17 protein-coding genes are annotated in these 15,549 nt (G+C 57.8%); 5 read left to right on the forward strand and 12 right to left on the reverse strand.

The window, feature by feature from the left end:
* Window positions 1–41 precede the first annotated feature (41 nt).
* Entirely contained in the window at window positions 42–695 is a 654-nt protein-coding gene (locus tag ACWHRL_RS13745; protein ID WP_447894101.1) for a DsbA family oxidoreductase, read from the reverse strand.
* Window positions 696–794: 99 nt separating this feature from the next.
* On the opposite strand from ACWHRL_RS13745, the gene vapB reads away from it, so the two are divergent.
* Together vapB and vapC are read left to right on the forward strand one after the other, a co-directional pair.
* Window positions 795–1,025 (forward strand): type II toxin-antitoxin system VapB family antitoxin, encoded by a 231-nt coding sequence (gene vapB / locus ACWHRL_RS13750; RefSeq protein ID WP_447894102.1) that lies wholly within the window; start codon window positions 795–797, stop codon window positions 1,023–1,025.
* Window positions 1,025–1,423, forward strand: a complete 399-nt coding sequence (gene vapC / locus ACWHRL_RS13755) for a type II toxin-antitoxin system tRNA(fMet)-specific endonuclease VapC (RefSeq protein ID WP_447894103.1) — start codon at window positions 1,025–1,027, stop codon at window positions 1,421–1,423. Before vapB ends, vapC begins: the two co-directional genes overlap by 1 nt.
* A gap of 193 nt (window positions 1,424–1,616) precedes the next feature.
* On the opposite strand, the gene ACWHRL_RS13760 is transcribed toward vapC, so the two are convergent.
* On the reverse strand, window positions 1,617–2,033 hold the full coding sequence (locus ACWHRL_RS13760; protein ID WP_447894104.1) for a lysozyme inhibitor LprI family protein: 417 nt from the start codon (window positions 2,031–2,033) through the stop codon (window positions 1,617–1,619).
* A 112-nt stretch (window positions 2,034–2,145) separates the two neighbouring features.
* Window positions 2,146–2,586, reverse strand: coding sequence for an RrF2 family transcriptional regulator (locus ACWHRL_RS13765; protein ID WP_447894105.1), 441 nt, complete (start codon window positions 2,584–2,586; stop codon window positions 2,146–2,148).
* A 142-nt stretch (window positions 2,587–2,728) separates the two neighbouring features.
* On the opposite strand from ACWHRL_RS13765, the gene ACWHRL_RS13770 reads away from it, so the two are divergent.
* A complete protein-coding gene (locus tag ACWHRL_RS13770; protein ID WP_447894106.1) occupies window positions 2,729–3,646 on the forward strand; it encodes an NAD(P)/FAD-dependent oxidoreductase in 918 nt (305 codons plus the stop codon).
* Window positions 3,647–3,926: 280 nt separating this feature from the next.
* On the opposite strand, the gene ACWHRL_RS13775 is transcribed toward ACWHRL_RS13770, so the two are convergent.
* Window positions 3,927–4,178 (reverse strand): DsbA family protein, encoded by a 252-nt coding sequence (locus tag ACWHRL_RS13775; RefSeq protein ID WP_447896181.1) that lies wholly within the window; start codon window positions 4,176–4,178, stop codon window positions 3,927–3,929.
* A 353-nt stretch (window positions 4,179–4,531) separates the two neighbouring features.
* On the opposite strand from ACWHRL_RS13775, the gene ACWHRL_RS13780 reads away from it, so the two are divergent.
* Window positions 4,532–5,449, forward strand: a complete 918-nt coding sequence (locus ACWHRL_RS13780) for a DUF6630 family protein (RefSeq protein WP_447894107.1) — start codon at window positions 4,532–4,534, stop codon at window positions 5,447–5,449.
* Window positions 5,450–5,718: 269 nt separating this feature from the next.
* On the opposite strand, the gene ACWHRL_RS13785 is transcribed toward ACWHRL_RS13780, so the two are convergent.
* Window positions 5,719–6,084 carry a winged helix-turn-helix transcriptional regulator gene (locus ACWHRL_RS13785; RefSeq protein WP_447894108.1) on the reverse strand — a complete coding sequence of 122 codons (366 nt, stop codon included), beginning with the start codon at window positions 6,082–6,084 and terminating at the stop codon, window positions 5,719–5,721.
* Window positions 6,085–6,179: 95 nt separating this feature from the next.
* On the opposite strand from ACWHRL_RS13785, the gene ACWHRL_RS13790 reads away from it, so the two are divergent.
* Window positions 6,180–6,881 (forward strand): SDR family NAD(P)-dependent oxidoreductase, encoded by a 702-nt coding sequence (locus tag ACWHRL_RS13790; protein ID WP_447894109.1) that lies wholly within the window; start codon window positions 6,180–6,182, stop codon window positions 6,879–6,881.
* Window positions 6,882–7,231: 350 nt separating this feature from the next.
* Here ACWHRL_RS13790 and ACWHRL_RS13795 read toward each other — a convergent pair whose 3' ends face one another.
* The 7 genes from ACWHRL_RS13795 to ACWHRL_RS13825 form a co-directional block, all read right to left on the reverse strand.
* Complete coding sequence (locus ACWHRL_RS13795; protein WP_447894111.1) at window positions 7,232–7,474, reverse strand: hypothetical protein; 243 nt, start codon at window positions 7,472–7,474, stop codon at window positions 7,232–7,234.
* Window positions 7,475–7,580: 106 nt separating this feature from the next.
* The gene (locus ACWHRL_RS13800; protein WP_447894112.1) at window positions 7,581–7,946 is read right to left on the reverse strand and encodes an SMI1/KNR4 family protein; all 366 of its coding nucleotides are present in this window, start codon (window positions 7,944–7,946) and stop codon (window positions 7,581–7,583) included.
* An 86-nt stretch (window positions 7,947–8,032) separates the two neighbouring features.
* Complete coding sequence (locus tag ACWHRL_RS13805) at window positions 8,033–8,680, reverse strand: LysE family translocator (protein WP_447894113.1); 648 nt, start codon at window positions 8,678–8,680, stop codon at window positions 8,033–8,035.
* A gap of 276 nt (window positions 8,681–8,956) precedes the next feature.
* Window positions 8,957–9,823 carry a DUF7281 domain-containing protein gene (locus ACWHRL_RS13810; RefSeq protein WP_447894114.1) on the reverse strand — a complete coding sequence of 289 codons (867 nt, stop codon included), beginning with the start codon at window positions 9,821–9,823 and terminating at the stop codon, window positions 8,957–8,959.
* Entirely contained in the window at window positions 9,820–11,031 is a 1,212-nt protein-coding gene (locus tag ACWHRL_RS13815) for a hypothetical protein (protein ID WP_447896182.1), read from the reverse strand. Before ACWHRL_RS13815 ends, ACWHRL_RS13810 begins: the two co-directional genes overlap by 4 nt.
* Window positions 11,032–11,084: 53 nt before the next feature.
* Window positions 11,085–11,753, reverse strand: coding sequence for a condensin complex protein MksE (locus ACWHRL_RS13820; protein WP_447894115.1), 669 nt, complete (start codon window positions 11,751–11,753; stop codon window positions 11,085–11,087).
* Window positions 11,750–15,439, reverse strand: a complete 3,690-nt coding sequence (locus tag ACWHRL_RS13825; RefSeq protein WP_447894116.1) for an ATP-binding protein — start codon at window positions 15,437–15,439, stop codon at window positions 11,750–11,752. The genes ACWHRL_RS13820 and ACWHRL_RS13825 overlap by 4 nt, the downstream gene beginning before the upstream one ends.
* Window positions 15,440–15,549: the final 110 nt, after the last annotated feature.

Here is a 15,549-nt window from a genome sequence, read left to right on the forward strand (position 1 = left end):
GCGCCTACATGGTCAAGCAAAGCCCGGCTGGTCGATATACATTAGCGGTTAGCGTTTTCCTCGGCCACCTGACGCAGCGCATCGACCAGCACATCCGCGGGCTGGGCGCCGGAAATCAGGTAGCGGCCGTCGAGGATGATGCCCGGTACCGCACTTACTCCCGCATCCATGAACCTCTGTTCGGCCGCGCGAACTTCATCCGCGTACTGATCCGACCGGGCGATGGCTTCGGCGGCATCGCCATCAAGCCCCACCTCGATCGCCTTCTCGCGTAGCACCTCCGGGTCTGCCGGATTTTTGGCCTCGCCAAAGTAGGCCTCGAACAGGGCCAGTTGCAGGGGCGTTTCCAGGTTCTGCGTGGCCGCCCAGGCAAGTACACGGTGCGCATCGAAGGTATTATTCGCCCGGCGCTCAACGGCGCCACGGAAATTCAAGCCGAGCTCTTCGGCCACTGCCATGATCTCACGCTGGGACTGTTCCATGGTGGCCGCATCCTTGCCGTACTTGCGGCACAGGTGCTCCAGAATGGGCTCGCCTTCGGGCGGCATGTCCCGGTTGAGTTCAAAGGGCTGCCAGTGAAGCTCAACGTCGATCTCACCTTTCAAGATTTCGAGCGCTTGTTCCAGGCGCCGGTAGCCGATGGCGCACCACGGGCAGGCGACGTCGGACACCAGGTCGATTCTTACTTTTTGCATACTGTATATCCCTTTGACATATCCCAAAATGCGATCAAACTATAGAAATCATGCTACGTGCATATAGCAAGTAACGACAGTACTGAAAAGGAGGCGGCCATGGAAAAAGCAGCAGTGTTTAAAAGTAATCGTAGCCAAGCGGTGCGCATGCCTAAATCGCTCGCGCTACCGGAGGGCGTTACACGTGTTGATGTGATTGCAGTGGGTCGCGCGCGCTTGATTACGCCCGCAGGTGAAGCGTGGGACAGCTGGTTCGACGGCCCAAGCGTCACCACAGACTTTATGGGTGAACGCGAGCAGCCCGTTGAGCAGGAACGCGAGGCGTTTTGATGCTTAAGTACATGCTCGATACGAATACCTGCATTTTTACCATCAAACATAAACCGGCTCATGTTCGCGAGACCTTCAATCAGCATAGCGAGCAGATTTGCATCAGTACCGTGACACTAATGGAATTGGTGTACGGTGCTGAAAAATCCGCTTCTCCCGAGAAAAAATTAAGTGTGATAGAAGGATTTTCCGCCCGACTGGAAGTACTCGACTACGACCCTGGCGCCGCCTACCACAGCGGAGAGCTACGAAGCGAGCTGGCCAAAGCGGGCACCCCCATCGGCCCCTATGATCAGATGATTGCCGGGCATGCTCGCTCAAGAGGGTTGATTCTGGTCACCAATAACGTTCGTGAGTTTAATCGCGTGCCTGGGCTTCGAGTAGAAGATTGGCTTTGAGGCGATAGCTACTTGGCTCGAACCCTGCCCTTCCATCTGCGCTAATGCCAACAACATGGCAGGCGTCAAGGCGACGCTACTCGGTGCGATCATCGTTTAGACGGGCAAGGCAGTAAACGCCCGCGCCTTTATGGCGAAGGCAGGCCTGGGCGAGCAAGACATCGATTAGAAGGTTATGGAAAGGATCAAGGCGTTACTCGATAGCGGGTTCCGGTAACACCGGCGGCGTACTGTCCATATAGGTCAGAAAGTCCTGCCAGATGTCGTGCGTTCGCTGTTTCGTTAAACGGGTACTGCAGGTAATGCCCATGACGCCGCGAATGGTCCCGTCGCGCCACTGCGTATAGACAGCGCCGCAGTGGGCATTGGCATACGCCTGCCACTGCTTTTGAGCCACCCTGATAGCATCGACCAGCTCCGGGTCAGCCGCGTTAAGTTCAACGCTCGTTTCCAGATAGCGGGTAAGTACGTCTTCGGCGGCCTCTAACTCGATAGCCGCGCACCGATTGGTCTCGAGCGTGTTCATTATGTTATTGCAATCAAGCGTCTCGTCGTCCGCCACGGCGGGCAGCGACAGCGAAGCAAGCAGTATGAGTAGCCACTTTTTCATTTTTTTCCAAAGCACATAAGGTGCTGGCCAGGCGGGCACAACCGGGATCGCAGCGGTCTTTCCGCCCTGCCCCACAGCCACGCCCGGTATAGGGGCAGGTGTCACAGGCGCGTCATGATGTCTGCTGCTGTTCGGCAGTGCGGCGCTCAAAATCCTTTGCCAGGTCTTCAACGCTTATCTTCGAGAATTGTGCTAGTAGGCTAGCTTCAGCTGCCTGCAGCGTGGTGTTCAACTGGGCATCCACCGCCTGTTCGACCAGGCATTCGGCCGGCTCGGCCTTGGGTCCGATATTGAATATAGACGGCGCACCTGCTGCTTCATAAATGGTGCCCAACGTGATCTCTGAAAGCGGCTGTACCAGTTTCCAGCCACCCCCATGCCCCTTCTCCGACGTGACAATCCCGCGCTCACGCAGCCCGCTCATCATCCGACGCACCACCACGGGGTTGGTAGCGATCATCCTGGATATATCATCCGACGTCGCACGATGCACATGGCGGTCCATGTGAATCAGCACGTGCAATAGGCGGGACATGCGAAGATCGCGAGGCATAGGTGGTATCCATTTCACGTTCGTTATCTGTAAAGCCAGGACCCTAGCAGGCATCACGTAATAAATAAAGTTTCATGTATTGCCTTGGCCGCCTCTTCATGTAACTCTATATGTTTCGTTAAGCATAAAGGCAGGGGTTATCATGGATCATGAGGTGATCATCATCGGGGGCAGCTTTGCGGGGCTGTCGGCAGCCATGCAGTTGGCCCGCGCCCGCCGCAGCGTATTAATTATCGACGACGGCGCGCCGCGCAATCGATTTGCAATGTCTTCGCACGGGTTTCCGGGCCAAGACGGCCGGCGCCCGGCACAGATCAAGGAGGCGTTGCGCAACGAGTTAAGCGCGTATCCAACCGTAAGCGTCGTGGATGACGAGGCCGTAGCGGCATATCAACAGGATGGTGGGTTCAGGGTCTCGCTGAGGGAGGCAGGCAATATCGTGTCGCGCCGACTGATCCTGGCTTATGGTGTTCGAGACACCCTGCCCGGCCTACCGGGCCTCTCAGAGCGCTGGGGGGCGACGGTGTTGCACTGCCCGTATTGCCACGGTTACGAATTGAACCAACAACCTGTGGGAGTGTTGGCGAGAAACGACATGGCGATACACCAGGCGATGCTGCTTCCCGATTGGGGCCCAACGACATTATTCACTCAAGGCGCCATCACGCCGACGCCGGAACAACATCAGGCACTTTCCGCACGAGGTGTAAAAATCGAGACAACGCCGATTACGGGTCTGCTCGGACTGGCGCCCGCGCTCACCGCCGCGAAGCTTGCCGACGGGCGTGAAATCCCGCTGGCGGGGTTGTTTCTTGTCCCCCAAACCACCCTTGCCAGCGATATCGCAGAACAACTGGGCTGCGCGGCCAAGGACGGGCCGACCGGCCCATATCTCGACGTCAACGAGATGCAGACAACGACGGTCCCAGGCGTTTTCGCCGCCGGTGACCTCGCAAGCCCAATGCCAAACGCGACCCTTGCTGCAGCAGCGGGCGTCATAGCCGGCGGTGCGGCGCATCAGTCGCTGATCTTCGACCCCGATCTCTCTCACATCAACTAAAAGGAAAAGAAGAGACACGCTGAATTGAACATACCTTGGCCCCTGATTAGCACTGTCTACTTCATTTAAACCACCGCTATATTGTAATTTTTTAAAAGTCTAACCTTGGTTTACGAGTGACTTTCTGCCCCCTTTTCACTTCAATTCCTTGGTAGCATTATCAGTTAGCGTTTTCCTCGGCCGCCTGAGGCAGAGCATCAAGCAGCACATCGGCCGGTTGGGCGCCGGAAATCAGGTAGCGTCCGTCGAGGATGAAGCCTGGCACGACGGTGACGCCTGCCTATATGAATGTCTGCTCTGCCGCGCGCACCTCGTCTGCGTGTTCATCAGAGCGGGCGATGGCCTCGGCTTCGTCACCGCCAAGCCACACCTCAACGGCCTTATTAAGTAGCACCTGAGGGTATGCCGGATTTTTCGCCTCGCCGAAATAGGCATCGAACAGGGCGAGCTGCAACGGCTTCTCGCGGTATTGGGTGGCAGCCCACGCAAGCCCACGGTGGGCATCAAAGGTATTGGTCGCCCGGCGCTCCAGCCCCCTTGGAAGTTCAAGCCAAGCTCTTCAGCCTCCGCCATGATCTGGTGCTGGCTTTAAGAAAGCCGTTAATCGTGGCGCAGTGCGTGCTGGCGCACCGGCGCTCGGCCCGCCAACATGCCCCACAGGCTTAGCTGCTAAAAATTTACAGACACCTCATGTTGCCAGCGGTGTCGTCAATTAATCCAACCTGAGATATTATTAGTTGAGACATTGAATTACATTGATACAGATTCATCCAATCAACGTTAGAAAGCGTCGCAGTCTTGCGGTCTTCGTTGCCTACGCTAGCCTTAATTTCTAATGATAATCGGATAATTTAAAATCACTTAAAAAACTTAACGAGTTGATATATGCTAAAAGAAATTGAAACAAAATACCTAGAAATTTTAAAACTCCTGCCCAAAAACCAAGGCCAGCTTTATAAGTTGGATAGCAATGGAAACAAGCGGCTTTTAATTGATATGTCAGCGGGATGGATCAGCCTCTATTACATGAAACATCATCGCTCGGAGAAATTACGAGAAGGTTATTTAATACATAAAGACACTCATGACTTTTTCCATGTTGATTTATTCCAAGGCTGGGGCGAGCATGGTACAAAATGGGAGTCTATTGTGCAGCATCCAGATTTTCATGATAACTTCTGGAACATATTTAATTGGGCGGTATCAATAATCCCTGAAGAAGCCAGAAATATTGCATCAGAGCAAAAGAAAGCTATAAGAAATCGACAACGTAGACAAAATCGTTTTATTGCAAAAATTAGCAGCTTCGATTTCAGTAATTATCAGCAACTCATCAAACTGGTGACCCCCTATTCCCTAAACTACCAAAAAAGCTTTTGGGAAGTTTTCACAGAAGGCTTTCATCAATCGAACTCTTTTTGGAATGAGGAGGACGACAAATACAGCAAAGATTTATTTTTCTACTTCGTCATGGAAAATTTGATGAAGAGAGGATGTGCTGTCTGGGTTGACTGGAAAGATATTGAATCTTGCAAGCATCAAATCAGCCAATTATTAACAACACACTCCATCTCTCTTTCTGACAATACCTTTGACGTTCACAACGACATCGCTGAACAAAAATTCGCTTTAAAAAAGGCTTTACAATACCTTTCACACCAGCTTATTGAGGTTGATACTAACGGCGATGAATTTTTATTTTTTTTGATAAGAAAAGAGGAAAAAAAAGATTTACTCCACGTCTTATCAAAACTAAAAGAAGAAAATTTCTTGCCAAATATAATTAAGTTTCAGTTCAATTAGGTGTATGGTCTCGGATGATTAGGCACTCGCTTGTTAAATAACGTGAGGAAGCGCATCGACCAGCACCTCGGCGGGCTGGGCATCCAGAGCTGGCTTAACTACTTGGCAGAAATACCCGAGGCTAATGAATCAGGCTGAATGAGACAATGGGTTAGCGTTTTATTAAGGCCAACGTAGCGCCTTAGACATCAAAGTCATAGGTTTAGATATGCGCGACCGATGGTTTGGCGCCAGGCATCTGCGAAACGGCCACTAGGGGCATCTATCTCTTACCGGCTGGCTTGGCGGCGGTCCATCGCTGCGGCAATGTGCTCTTCGTGCGCGTCACCCCAGCGGCAAAGCGGCTCCATGGCTCGCACCAAACCTTCCCCGAAGGGCGTCAGCGAGTAGTCGACGCGCAGCGGAATCTCCCCATAGTCGGTTCGCTTGACGATGCCGTCGGACTCCAGCTCTTTCAACTGCTGGATCAACATTTTGTCACTTACCCCCCGAACGCTTCGCTTGAGCTCGCCGTAACGCGTCGGGCCCTTGTTTAAAAAGAACAAAATCAACGGTTTCCACTTCCCGGTCATTACGTGCAGCGTGGCATGCAGGCCGCAAATAAAGCGTGGGTTTTCTGAGTTTTCGTTTGCCATAATCCTACTTACCAAAAGGTGCATACTTGAACATTAGTAAGTGGTTTATATATCGTTAAAGCGAATCGAGTCAACACACACACGGAAACCCCAACATGAATCGGCTAAACGGCAAAATCGCACTCATCACCGGCGGCGCCAGCGGCATCGGCCTGGCCTCGGCCCAACGCCTCATCGACGAAGGCGCCTTCGTCTTCATTGTCGGACGACGCCAGGACGTCCTCGACAACGCGGCGGTGACACTAGGCCCCAACGCTCGGGGTCTCCAGGCGGATGTAACGAAGCTGGAGGATCTTGACCGCGTATTCAAGACATTGCAAAAAGAGAAAGACCACCTGGACGTACTGGTAGCCAACGCGGGCGTCGGCGAGTTCGCACCCCTGGGGCAGATCACCGCCGAGCACTACGACTACATCTTCGACATCAACGTCAAAGGCATCCTCTTCACCGTGCAGAAGGCGCTGCCCCTGATGAACAATGGCGGCTCTATCATCCTGACCGGGTCCACGGTGGGCAGCATGGGCACCCCGGCCATGAGCATCTACAGCGCCTCCAAGGCGGCCGTGCGCAATATGGCGCGCAGCTGGGCGCATGACCTGAGGGGAACGGGCATTCGCGTGAACGTCATGTCGCCTGGCCCGACCCAAACAGACAAGGTGATGGAACTACTCCCTTCCGAAGCCATGAGCGAGATGAAGAGAGCCATACCGCTTGAGCGACTGGGCGACCCCAAAGAAACCGCAGCGGTGGTAGCGTTTCTAGGGTCGGAGGACAGCAGCTTTATGACAGGGAGTTAGGTGTTCGTTGACGGGGGCTATGCCCAGGTTTAGGGGCCAACTGAGGAACGGGAGGCTATGTATTAAAAAGTGGCGCCGCTTGATAAGGCTGACACCATGCAGCCCAAGCACACAAGAGCAGGAATGTTACCCGAATGAAGGTGACACCAATTTTTAAAGCAGTGGAGCCACTGTCTAGCGATGCAAAGTAGTCTTGATGAAAGGCAAACCATGTGAACGCAAGAATGCCCCCCCCGAACAGTCCGGCGATAGAGCAAATCAGTTTTAGTAAGATGCTGGTCATTGGAGGCTAAAAATGAGTTAAGCCGCACCGCGAAGCGGCCTCGGCTTCAATGATTTTTTAGGCAGTATCAGTCACCGCCTTGCGAACCGTTGATCCTTGCAGAGCTACTTGCAAATTTCTCAAAAAGCCAGCCCGACAAAGGGGTGACAATTAAAATCCATACCACGAGTAGCGCACTCCAGTAGCCAATCTGGTTCTCTCCGAAGAGAAAAACCAATGGGATTACGAGGAGGCTAATTGCGAGGTTAGAGCAGAGCATCAGAAGCCATGCCCACCAACCGCGTTTCCAATACTTCAGATACTTATCCATGATTCTCCCAATTGCTGCCTAAACGGCGCCAGCACGCGCGGCTTTGTAGTGGAGGCGAAGCCGCAACGAAAAAGCCGTCGCCGTGCCTGGCCTTGTTGGGCGATGCTCACGCCTCTGACTTCATAGCCGCAACCCAATCGCCGAACGTCGACCAAGATTCAGCTACAGCGCGGGCATCGTGTGACCAAAACTCCACTCCACCTACTTGATTGACACAGTAGAAGTCTGCGTTGTCATGCACTATCGGCAGTAAGCTCCTCGGGACACCCCAAAACTCCCATGCTTCCTTGCAGTATGCATACATGTTGACGTAAGACTTGGGGTTATCGATCTCTAGTGGCTCAAGAACAGAGTCCCCGAGGTCATACCCTGATTTAATGAACACGATGTAGTCAGGGTGAAACCTGACACCGAGCAATTCTTGAGCAGAGCCGGTAACTTCTTCACTCAGTATATATTCTGTTTGATTCATGTCAGCCCTCCGCCCAACACCCGCAACAGCGGAAAATTTAGCGCATAGCGATTAATTTTCCGGGCTGATTGCGTTTGTTAGAATAACTATGAATCTAACTTAGCTGTTAATATCTTAAACCCTGCCGCTCCAAAAATAACGGCGAAAAAAGCTTCAAACCAGCGGCGAAGTTTTAGATACGTACTACGAACTTTGGGTATTGAGAATATATAAGCGTAACCTTGAAATATGATCAAACTTTCTAAACCAACAACACCTATTACTTTTATTAAGTCCTGTGGGGAGGTATTAGCTGGTATACCAATGGAATACAATGACCCAAAGAACAAAATGGCTTTCGGGTTGGTTAAGTGAATGGCAACACCTCGGAGGTATGTTTTCATTAAGCTTGATTTAGAGATACTATTTATTTCAATATCTTTGTGATAAATGGATGAACGAGACGCCTTGTAAGCTAAAAATATTAAGTAGCATGCCCCAACGTATCTAACCAGCTCAAATAACCATGCATTCGTATACATAATAGCACTAAGACCAAATGCTGCTGAACAAGACCAGAAAAAAGACCCTGTTAGCGTTCCGGCCGCCAAAGTCGCACCATGTAAACGCCCTTGACTCATAGATGTCCCTGCAATGGCTAGAGTCGCTGGCCCGGGGCTGGCTACTACAAAAAAAGCAGCTGCGATTATTAAAATATAATTTATTTCTATCATGGTTTTCAGCCCTTTTTTCAAGTTTGTACTATTTGTGACTTATTCTAAAAGCGATTATACGGAAGGCTACATAACCTCATTAAACGCGCTAGCACATTGATTGAGGTTATGCTGCCGCAGAAATTAACTTTATCCCATTGTTTCTGTTGAGAGAAAAGCAAAATTTGGCAGGATATCCAAAATTCGCGTGCACGCACGTTTTGCCGGTTTCAATCATATTGGAGCATGCATAACCCCCGGCAGTACGCCTGAGTTTAAAGGACCAAATAGCGGGCCGCCCGATAAATAGATAGGCATTTACGCTAGCCTCACACATACCTCGTCCCCGTCAAACCATTGCTGTAATAATCCCCGTTGCTGCTCTAACAGCGCCAGATAGGGCCTTAGCGGATGATCCGGCGGCAGGCTAACGTGCAGTTGCCGCAGCCGCCGTTGATACGCTAACTGCCCGGCGGGCTGGTGCAGCGGCGTGGCGTGTTGGGTGAGCCATTCGATGCTGGGGAGCAGTAAGTGGGTGGCGCCGCTGTCGAGCGCCAGCGTCACACCTTTGGCATCGAAGTCACCGGCGTAGAGGTGCGGGCGGCGGGTTTTGCGCCACGCCTCAGCGAGAAAGCTAAAGCCGCCACCGTAGTGGCTGTCGCCGCGGTAGACAATGAGCGGTTGGGCGAAGCCTTTTAGTGCGACGATGTTCGGGTCGAAGGCGTAGAAGCTGTCCAGGTTTTCGACCTGAAGCAGCAGGCCGAAGACGCCCAGGGAGAGGCTGCGAAGATCGACATCGCGAATGCTGCGCGGTGCGTTGGCAAGCCCGGCGGTGGGCTGAGGGGCCATATTGAGCAGCACCCGCCAGGCGCGGGGGCCTTCGCGGCCTTGCTTGTCTTCCTCAACGCCTGCCTTCGCTTGAGCGCTGCTGGTCAGGCCGCTGAGCGAACGGCCCAGCGGGGCCAAGTGGGCGCTTTCCAGCACCGCGTCGATCTCGGCGAGCAGCGTAGTATCGAAGCGGAGCGCCTGGCTGGTCAGGCGCGGGCCCAGGTCGATGTCCTGCTCACGGCACCAGGCGACGACGTCGTCCACCCACTGGCGGCGGGGCCGCTCAACGCGGCCTTGTTGGCGAAGCAGGCGCTGCACGTCGTTCAGCCCCGCGCGGGCGCGGCCGGGCAGGTTCACTGGGGCAGCGCCAGCTGTAGCGACACATCGCGGATCAGGCGCACGTCGTTATAGTCGCTGGCCTTTTTCTCCTCTTGATCAAGGATAAAGGCCTGCTGCTCGCTGCGCGGCAGGCCCTGGAACTCGGCGATGACCTCGAAAAGCCAGATCTCGGCGTTCCAGGTGAGCCCGCTTTGCTCCAGGTACGCCAGCGCGCTGACCGGCTGGGTTGGGGCGGCGTCCACCACGTCGAGGTAGAACGTTTCCACGTCTTCTTTCAGCGCCTGCTGGCGGGCGGCCACGGCGGCGTCTTCCTGGGCATGCGCGGGCCTGGCAGCGGTGGTCAGCTCGGCGGGGCGGCTGGGCGTGGGGATGGCGCTCAGCAGCGCGGCCAGTGTGGGCGTGTCCTGGGTGCGGTCAAGCGCAGCGGCGCCGGCGGCCACCATGGGGGCGGCGCGGTTGAAAAGCCTAGGCACGTCGCTGCGCTGGGCGTAGTTGCCGGGGGTGAAGCCTGGGTGTTCGCGTAGAAAGGCGGCCATGCAGGACACAAGGCGGCTGCGCGCCTGCTGGTGACGAAAGCGCGCCATCAGCTCGATCAGGCGGTGCTGCACTTCGCGCAGGCTGGTGTAGTGCTGGCTGATCTGCTGCTGTAGCTGGCTGACCAGTACCTTACGCAGGGTGCCGTCGCTGCCCACCAGCTCGATCAGCTCATGGAAGTCAATCAACGCCAGGCCGTCGAGCAGGCGCACCACCTGCTTCTGGGCGCGGTCGTTCTCGCGCACCTTGTCGCTTAGCTGGCTGACGAAGCCGAAGTCGCTGTTGAGACGCTGCCAGAGGCTGTCGATGGCATCGGCAAAGCGGCCGTTCATGTCGTCCACTGCCTGGCGCAGCCGGGTAAGCTGCTGCTCCTGCTGCCAGTAGTCGCCGCGGCTGCTCGACTCGCGATAGCTGCCAATCAGGCTGCGGACCAGCTCCAGCGCTTCGGCCACGTCCGCGTTGACGTGGCGGCGAGCTTCATCCGCGGTCATCTCGGCGATCAGCTCGCGTACCTTGGGGGTCAGCTTGACCCCGCCCTGCTCGTCCGGGCGCCAAACGATGCGCGCGGCCAAGAGCTTGCGCAGCGCACTGGTGCTGAGCCCGGCCAGCGGTACTTCGTCCTGAGTGTAGCCCTGCATCAGCACCTCGGCGTGGCGGCCCAAAAGGGCCAGGCGCTCCACGCCGGTGGTCATCTGGCGGCTTTCCAGGGCGGTCTCGGCGCTTTGACTGTCGCGTTCGACCTCGCTCACAGCAGCGTCTCCTGGGCGGCGTCAACGTCATCCGCCACCGGCAGGTGCTCCTCGTCGCGAATAAAGCGCACCAGGTCGAGCAGGTACTCTACCTTGCCGGTCACCAGATAGACCTGGCGGTCGCCGTGGGGCTGGAGCAGGTAGCCGTGCTCTTTCAAACGCTTGAACACCTGCTTCACCTGGGCGTCGAGCTGGTCGCTCTGGGAGCCAAAGAAGGCGTCACCGGCCACCCGCTCGATGCGCTCGCGAAGGCTAGGGTTGTCTTCGCTTTTGGCCTGTAGCTCGCCGGGTTTGAGCACGTCCCCCGGGGCGGGCACGCTGTCGCGGCCAAGCGCCTCTTGTACCAGCTGCAGCCACTCCAACAGCGGCAGCAGGCTGTGCACGGTGTCGTTCAACTGGCGAGAGAGCTGTTCGCGCGCAGCGTCGTCGAGCTGGCGCCAGCCGAGGAAGTAGACGCTTTTGTCCTCGTTGGTCGCCAGCCGCCGGTTGAGCGGGCGCAGGTAGGCATCGAAGGCCTCGCGCAGCGTGTCATCCTGCAGGCGCTGGAAGGCGGCTTCGTCGCTCACCGCGCAGACGAACTCCCCGGCCAGCAGCTTTTCCAGCAGCGGGCCGTGGGGCAGCAGATCAAAGGATCGCGGGTCGTTGGAAAGTGAGTCATCACTCATACGGAGACCTCCTCGCTGCGGGCTTTCAGGCGTTCGGCCAGGCGGCTTTGGCGCGGCTCGATGCGTTTGAGTCGGCGCACGCCGGGCCTTTGCGCGTCGCGGTCGATCAAGTAGCGGTTGTTGAACAGCAGCAGCACGTCGGACTCGGGGTTGGGGAAGGCGCCGACGATATGAATACGGTTGCTGTCGCAGGCATCAAAAAGCTTTTCGACGTTGTGGTAGGCGAGCGTGCCGATCTCATCGATCGGCCAGTGGATGGCGATCTCGGCGCGCCCGCGCAACAGCCGGGTAAAGGCGAGCAGGAACTTGCACAGAATCAGGTAGGCCATACCGTGGCTTGAGGATTCGAGCAGTTGGCGGTCGCTGCGGATGACCAGATCCGTGCCGCCTTCGTTCAGGTGAAGTTCCAGGCGCAGCAGGCTCTCGAAGCTGTAGGGCTGGTCGTGGCGCAACAGATCCACCACGTCCGCCAGGGCGTTCAAGTAGTCGTCGCTTGGCAGCGTCTGGTCGGATTCGCGCCAGGCCTTGTAGCGCTTGGCGAAGAGCTTGAGCGGCTCCCAGAAGCCCAGCTCATCGATGGTCGACTGAATGCGTACCTCGGCCTTTTTGATGCCGTCCAGGGCCAGGTCATCCGCCACTTCGTCGGAAAGCCGCTTGCTCTGGGCGCTGATACGCCGATTCAAGTCGCTGAACACGGTGAAGAACTTGTCCAGATCGTCGCTCAGGTTGCGGCCCTGCTGAACGAGCTGCTGCTGTTGGTCTTCAAGCAGTTGCAGCATGCCCGCCAGTATCGGCAGCAGCGCGCGGGGCTCGTCCGGGTCGCTGAGCTTGTCGCGTTCGCTTTCCAGCGCGTCGACGAAGCTCGAACTGGCACCTTTTATCAGTTGGCTCTCGACCTCCTGGCAGCCCTTGCGCAGCGCGTCGCGCTCTTCCGCACGCTGTTTGAGCGCCTGGCGGGTGCGGGTGATGCGCTCCTGGCTATCGCCGGGGGTGGCCTGCTGGGGGCTGGGGTCGGCGGCAAGGTTGAGCTCGTCGAGCTGTTTCATCAGCGGTTTGAGCTCGCCAAGCAGCTCGTTACTTTCGCGCCGGGTGGCGTCAAAGACGTTGATCTGGCGCTGGTGTTCGGCCTTGGTGGCCTGAAACCGCTGCTGCTTCTCATCGCGCTGGCGTTGGGTGTCGCCGACCTCGCGGGTCAGGCGGCTCTCCTGCTCGACGAGTTCGGGCTTGCGCTGGCCCCAGCTCACGCGCATGAAGCGCTGGTAGGCCTCCAGCTCCTCCTGGCGGGCGGCGGTATCGCGAATGTGGTGTTCCAGCTCGCCGAGCCGGGTGCGGGTCTGTTTGAGGGTAACCGGGTCGACGCCCTGCTCTTCCAGCGCCTGGTCAAAGGCCTGCTCGACCTCGCGACTCTGGCGCTTGTGCTCGTCGCGCAGCGCCTGCAGCTGCTCCTTGTACTGGGTGAGCTGGCGATCGAACGTGGCCAGGCGCTGCTGGGCGTCGGCCTTGAGTTCGAGCTGCTCGGCCTGATAGGCGGCGTGCAGGGCATCCAGCGCTTGCTGGCGCTCTTCTTTCAGGGCCTGGTGCAGCGCCTGTTGCTCGTCAAGCGCCGCCTTGCGCTCATTCTGGCGGGCGCGCTGGGCGTCACCGTGGCGCGCCTGGCACTGGCGGCGGGCTTCAAGGGCGTACTCGACTTCCTGATCGGCGCGCTTGATACCCTGCTGCGCCTGGCCGAACGCCTCATCACAGGCGCCAACCCGCTCGTTGTGGCGCTTGAGCTGCTTTTCGACGCTGGCCACGTTGGCCTCTTCGCGCAGCACCGCCTCCTCGGCGGCCTCGATGGCGGCCAGCAGATTGGCTTCGTCCTGGGCGTACTCCGGTAGCTCGATGGCCTGGGTCTCGAGGGTAATGCCGAATAGGCTCTCGGTCTCAAGCGGCGCCTCAACCAGGGTGGGCGCCAAGTCGCGGCGTTCCAGCAGCGCCGGGGCGATGACCTTGCCCAGGCGCTGCTCCCAGCCGGGGGCGTGGTAGCGCAGAAAGTGGCGCAGCGTGCCCTGGGCCGGGTCGCGCTGCTGGTGTAGCGCCTGGCGGTGCTGGTTGGCCGCCTGCAAAGCTTTGCGTGCATCGGCGTGGGTCTGCTCGGCGCTGTCGCGCTCGCGCTTGAGGCCCGTCAGTTCCTGGCGCAGGCTTTCGAGCTGGCTACCGGCGGCGTTACGCTCGCCCTGGGCCTGGTCGACGCGGGTCTGCACCAGCGCCGCCTCTTCGCTCTCTTCAGCGGTTGGCCCGCCGTGGTCGAGGGCGGCTTTTAATACCGCCAGCTGCTCGCTGGCCTGGGTTAGCCGGGTCTGGTAGCCCGCCTCCACCGTCTGGCGCTCGCCCTGATAGCGGGCATCGAGCTGCTGCTGAGCCTCCCACTGGGTTTCGCGGTAGCCCGCTTTCTCTTCGGCCAGGGCGTCCATCAGCGCTTGGGTCTCGTCGCTCTGGCGGGCCAACGTGTCGCCAAGCTCGCGAAGGCGCTCCTCCTTTTGCGCCTGGCTTGCCTGCACCGCTTCTTGCAGCGTGCGCAGGTGGCGCGTTAGCTGCTCGTACTGCTCGCGCTTTTGGGGCAGGCCGTTGAGCGCCTGTTCAAGGCCCGGCATGTCGGCGGCCTCGAACGCTTCGAACTGCTGCTGCAGGTCGCTCAGATCGCGTTGGGCCCGTTTGAGTTCGCTCTCCTGCTCGCTGAGCTGGTCGTTGAGCCGGTCGCGCTCGGCCTCGAAGCGCACCCGCTCTGACTCGAAGGCGCGCTGCTGCTCGGCGCGGGCGGCGTCGGCATCCGCTAGGGCGCGCTCGGCGCGGCTCAAGTCGGCGTCCAGCTGCGGCTTCAACTGCCAGAGGGTGGCGTCCAGGTGGGCGAGTTCGCGGTCGATACCGTGCAGGCGGGTCAGCGAGCGCTGCAGCGGCTCCAGGCGCATCGACTGGCGCATCTGGGCAATCCAGTCGCGGGCCTTGGCGCTGCGTACCCGGGTCACCGGCAGTTCCACCCCGTCTTCTTCGAAGATCGCCGCCAGCATGGTCTTGAGGGTATCCATCTTGCCCTCTTTGGCGTGGACCGCCGAGACCAGCTTTTCGATATGGCGAATGCGGTGCTCCGGCGCCACCAGGCTGAACTGGGCGGCGAGCTGACGTAGCTTCAGTGCTTCCTTGCGATTGCCGTGCATCGCCATGCCGGGGGTGGGAGTGAAGTCGTTCTGGATCACGGCGCGGTACTCGGAGGTCGCCGAGAGCTTGGAGGAGACGCTGATATTACTGCGCCGCAGGCCGCTGGCCCACTGGGCGTACTCCAGCGCTTCCACGCCGTTCTCCCCCGTCACCAGATAGTCCTCCGGCCGGTAGGGCGCGGCGACAAAGCGGTACTCGACCCCGCCGTCGCTTTTGCGCGTCAGCACCGCTTGGCAGATATTGCCCGCCTCGCGGCGGTACTCGTACACCAGGTAGCTGTTGCGGTGGGGCAGGTAGAACGCATCGAACTTCATGCGCGTCTTGGGCACGACCTTGTTGGGCAGCTCGCCATAAAACACCGGGACCAGGCGCTGGAGCGTGGTCTTGCCCGAGGCGTTGGTGCCGCAAATATTGGTGTGGCCATCCACACTCAGCTCGACCACGCCTTCCAGGTGGCCGTGAATCATCACGATGCGTAGCAGATGCGCCATGCGTGTCCTTGAACGGTAGAGAGTCTAAATAAAGAGTCTAAAAGGTCTATCTTGCCAGACCTGCGCCATGGCGACACCTCTCCTTGGGGTCAGCGATTACCGACACTTTA

This window comes from Vreelandella sp. GE22 (assembly GCF_968212445.1).

Coding starts and splice junctions, on each gene's coding strand:
- ACWHRL_RS13795 (WP_447894111.1), bottom strand. CDS start 7,474: ATGGATAAGTATCTGAAGTATTGGAAACGCGGTTGGTGGGCATGGCTT.
- ACWHRL_RS13770 (WP_447894106.1), top strand. CDS start 2,729: ATGGATCATGAGGTGATCATCATCGGGGGCAGCTTTGCGGGGCTGTCG.
- vapB (WP_447894102.1), top strand. CDS start 795: ATGGAAAAAGCAGCAGTGTTTAAAAGTAATCGTAGCCAAGCGGTGCGC.
- ACWHRL_RS13780 (WP_447894107.1), top strand. CDS start 4,532: ATGCTAAAAGAAATTGAAACAAAATACCTAGAAATTTTAAAACTCCTG.
- ACWHRL_RS13790 (WP_447894109.1), top strand. CDS start 6,180: ATGAATCGGCTAAACGGCAAAATCGCACTCATCACCGGCGGCGCCAGC.
- ACWHRL_RS13760 (WP_447894104.1), bottom strand. CDS start 2,033: ATGAAAAAGTGGCTACTCATACTGCTTGCTTCGCTGTCGCTGCCCGCC.
- ACWHRL_RS13800 (WP_447894112.1), bottom strand. CDS start 7,946: ATGAATCAAACAGAATATATACTGAGTGAAGAAGTTACCGGCTCTGCT.
- ACWHRL_RS13815 (WP_447896182.1), bottom strand. CDS start 11,031: ATGACCACCGGCGTGGAGCGCCTGGCCCTTTTGGGCCGCCACGCCGAG.
- ACWHRL_RS13785 (WP_447894108.1), bottom strand. CDS start 6,084: ATGGCAAACGAAAACTCAGAAAACCCACGCTTTATTTGCGGCCTGCAT.
- ACWHRL_RS13745 (WP_447894101.1), bottom strand. CDS start 695: ATGCAAAAAGTAAGAATCGACCTGGTGTCCGACGTCGCCTGCCCGTGG.
- vapC (WP_447894103.1), top strand. CDS start 1,025: ATGCTTAAGTACATGCTCGATACGAATACCTGCATTTTTACCATCAAA.
- ACWHRL_RS13765 (WP_447894105.1), bottom strand. CDS start 2,586: ATGCCTCGCGATCTTCGCATGTCCCGCCTATTGCACGTGCTGATTCAC.
- ACWHRL_RS13820 (WP_447894115.1), bottom strand. CDS start 11,753: ATGAGTGATGACTCACTTTCCAACGACCCGCGATCCTTTGATCTGCTG.
- ACWHRL_RS13825 (WP_447894116.1), bottom strand. CDS start 15,439: ATGGCGCATCTGCTACGCATCGTGATGATTCACGGCCACCTGGAAGGC.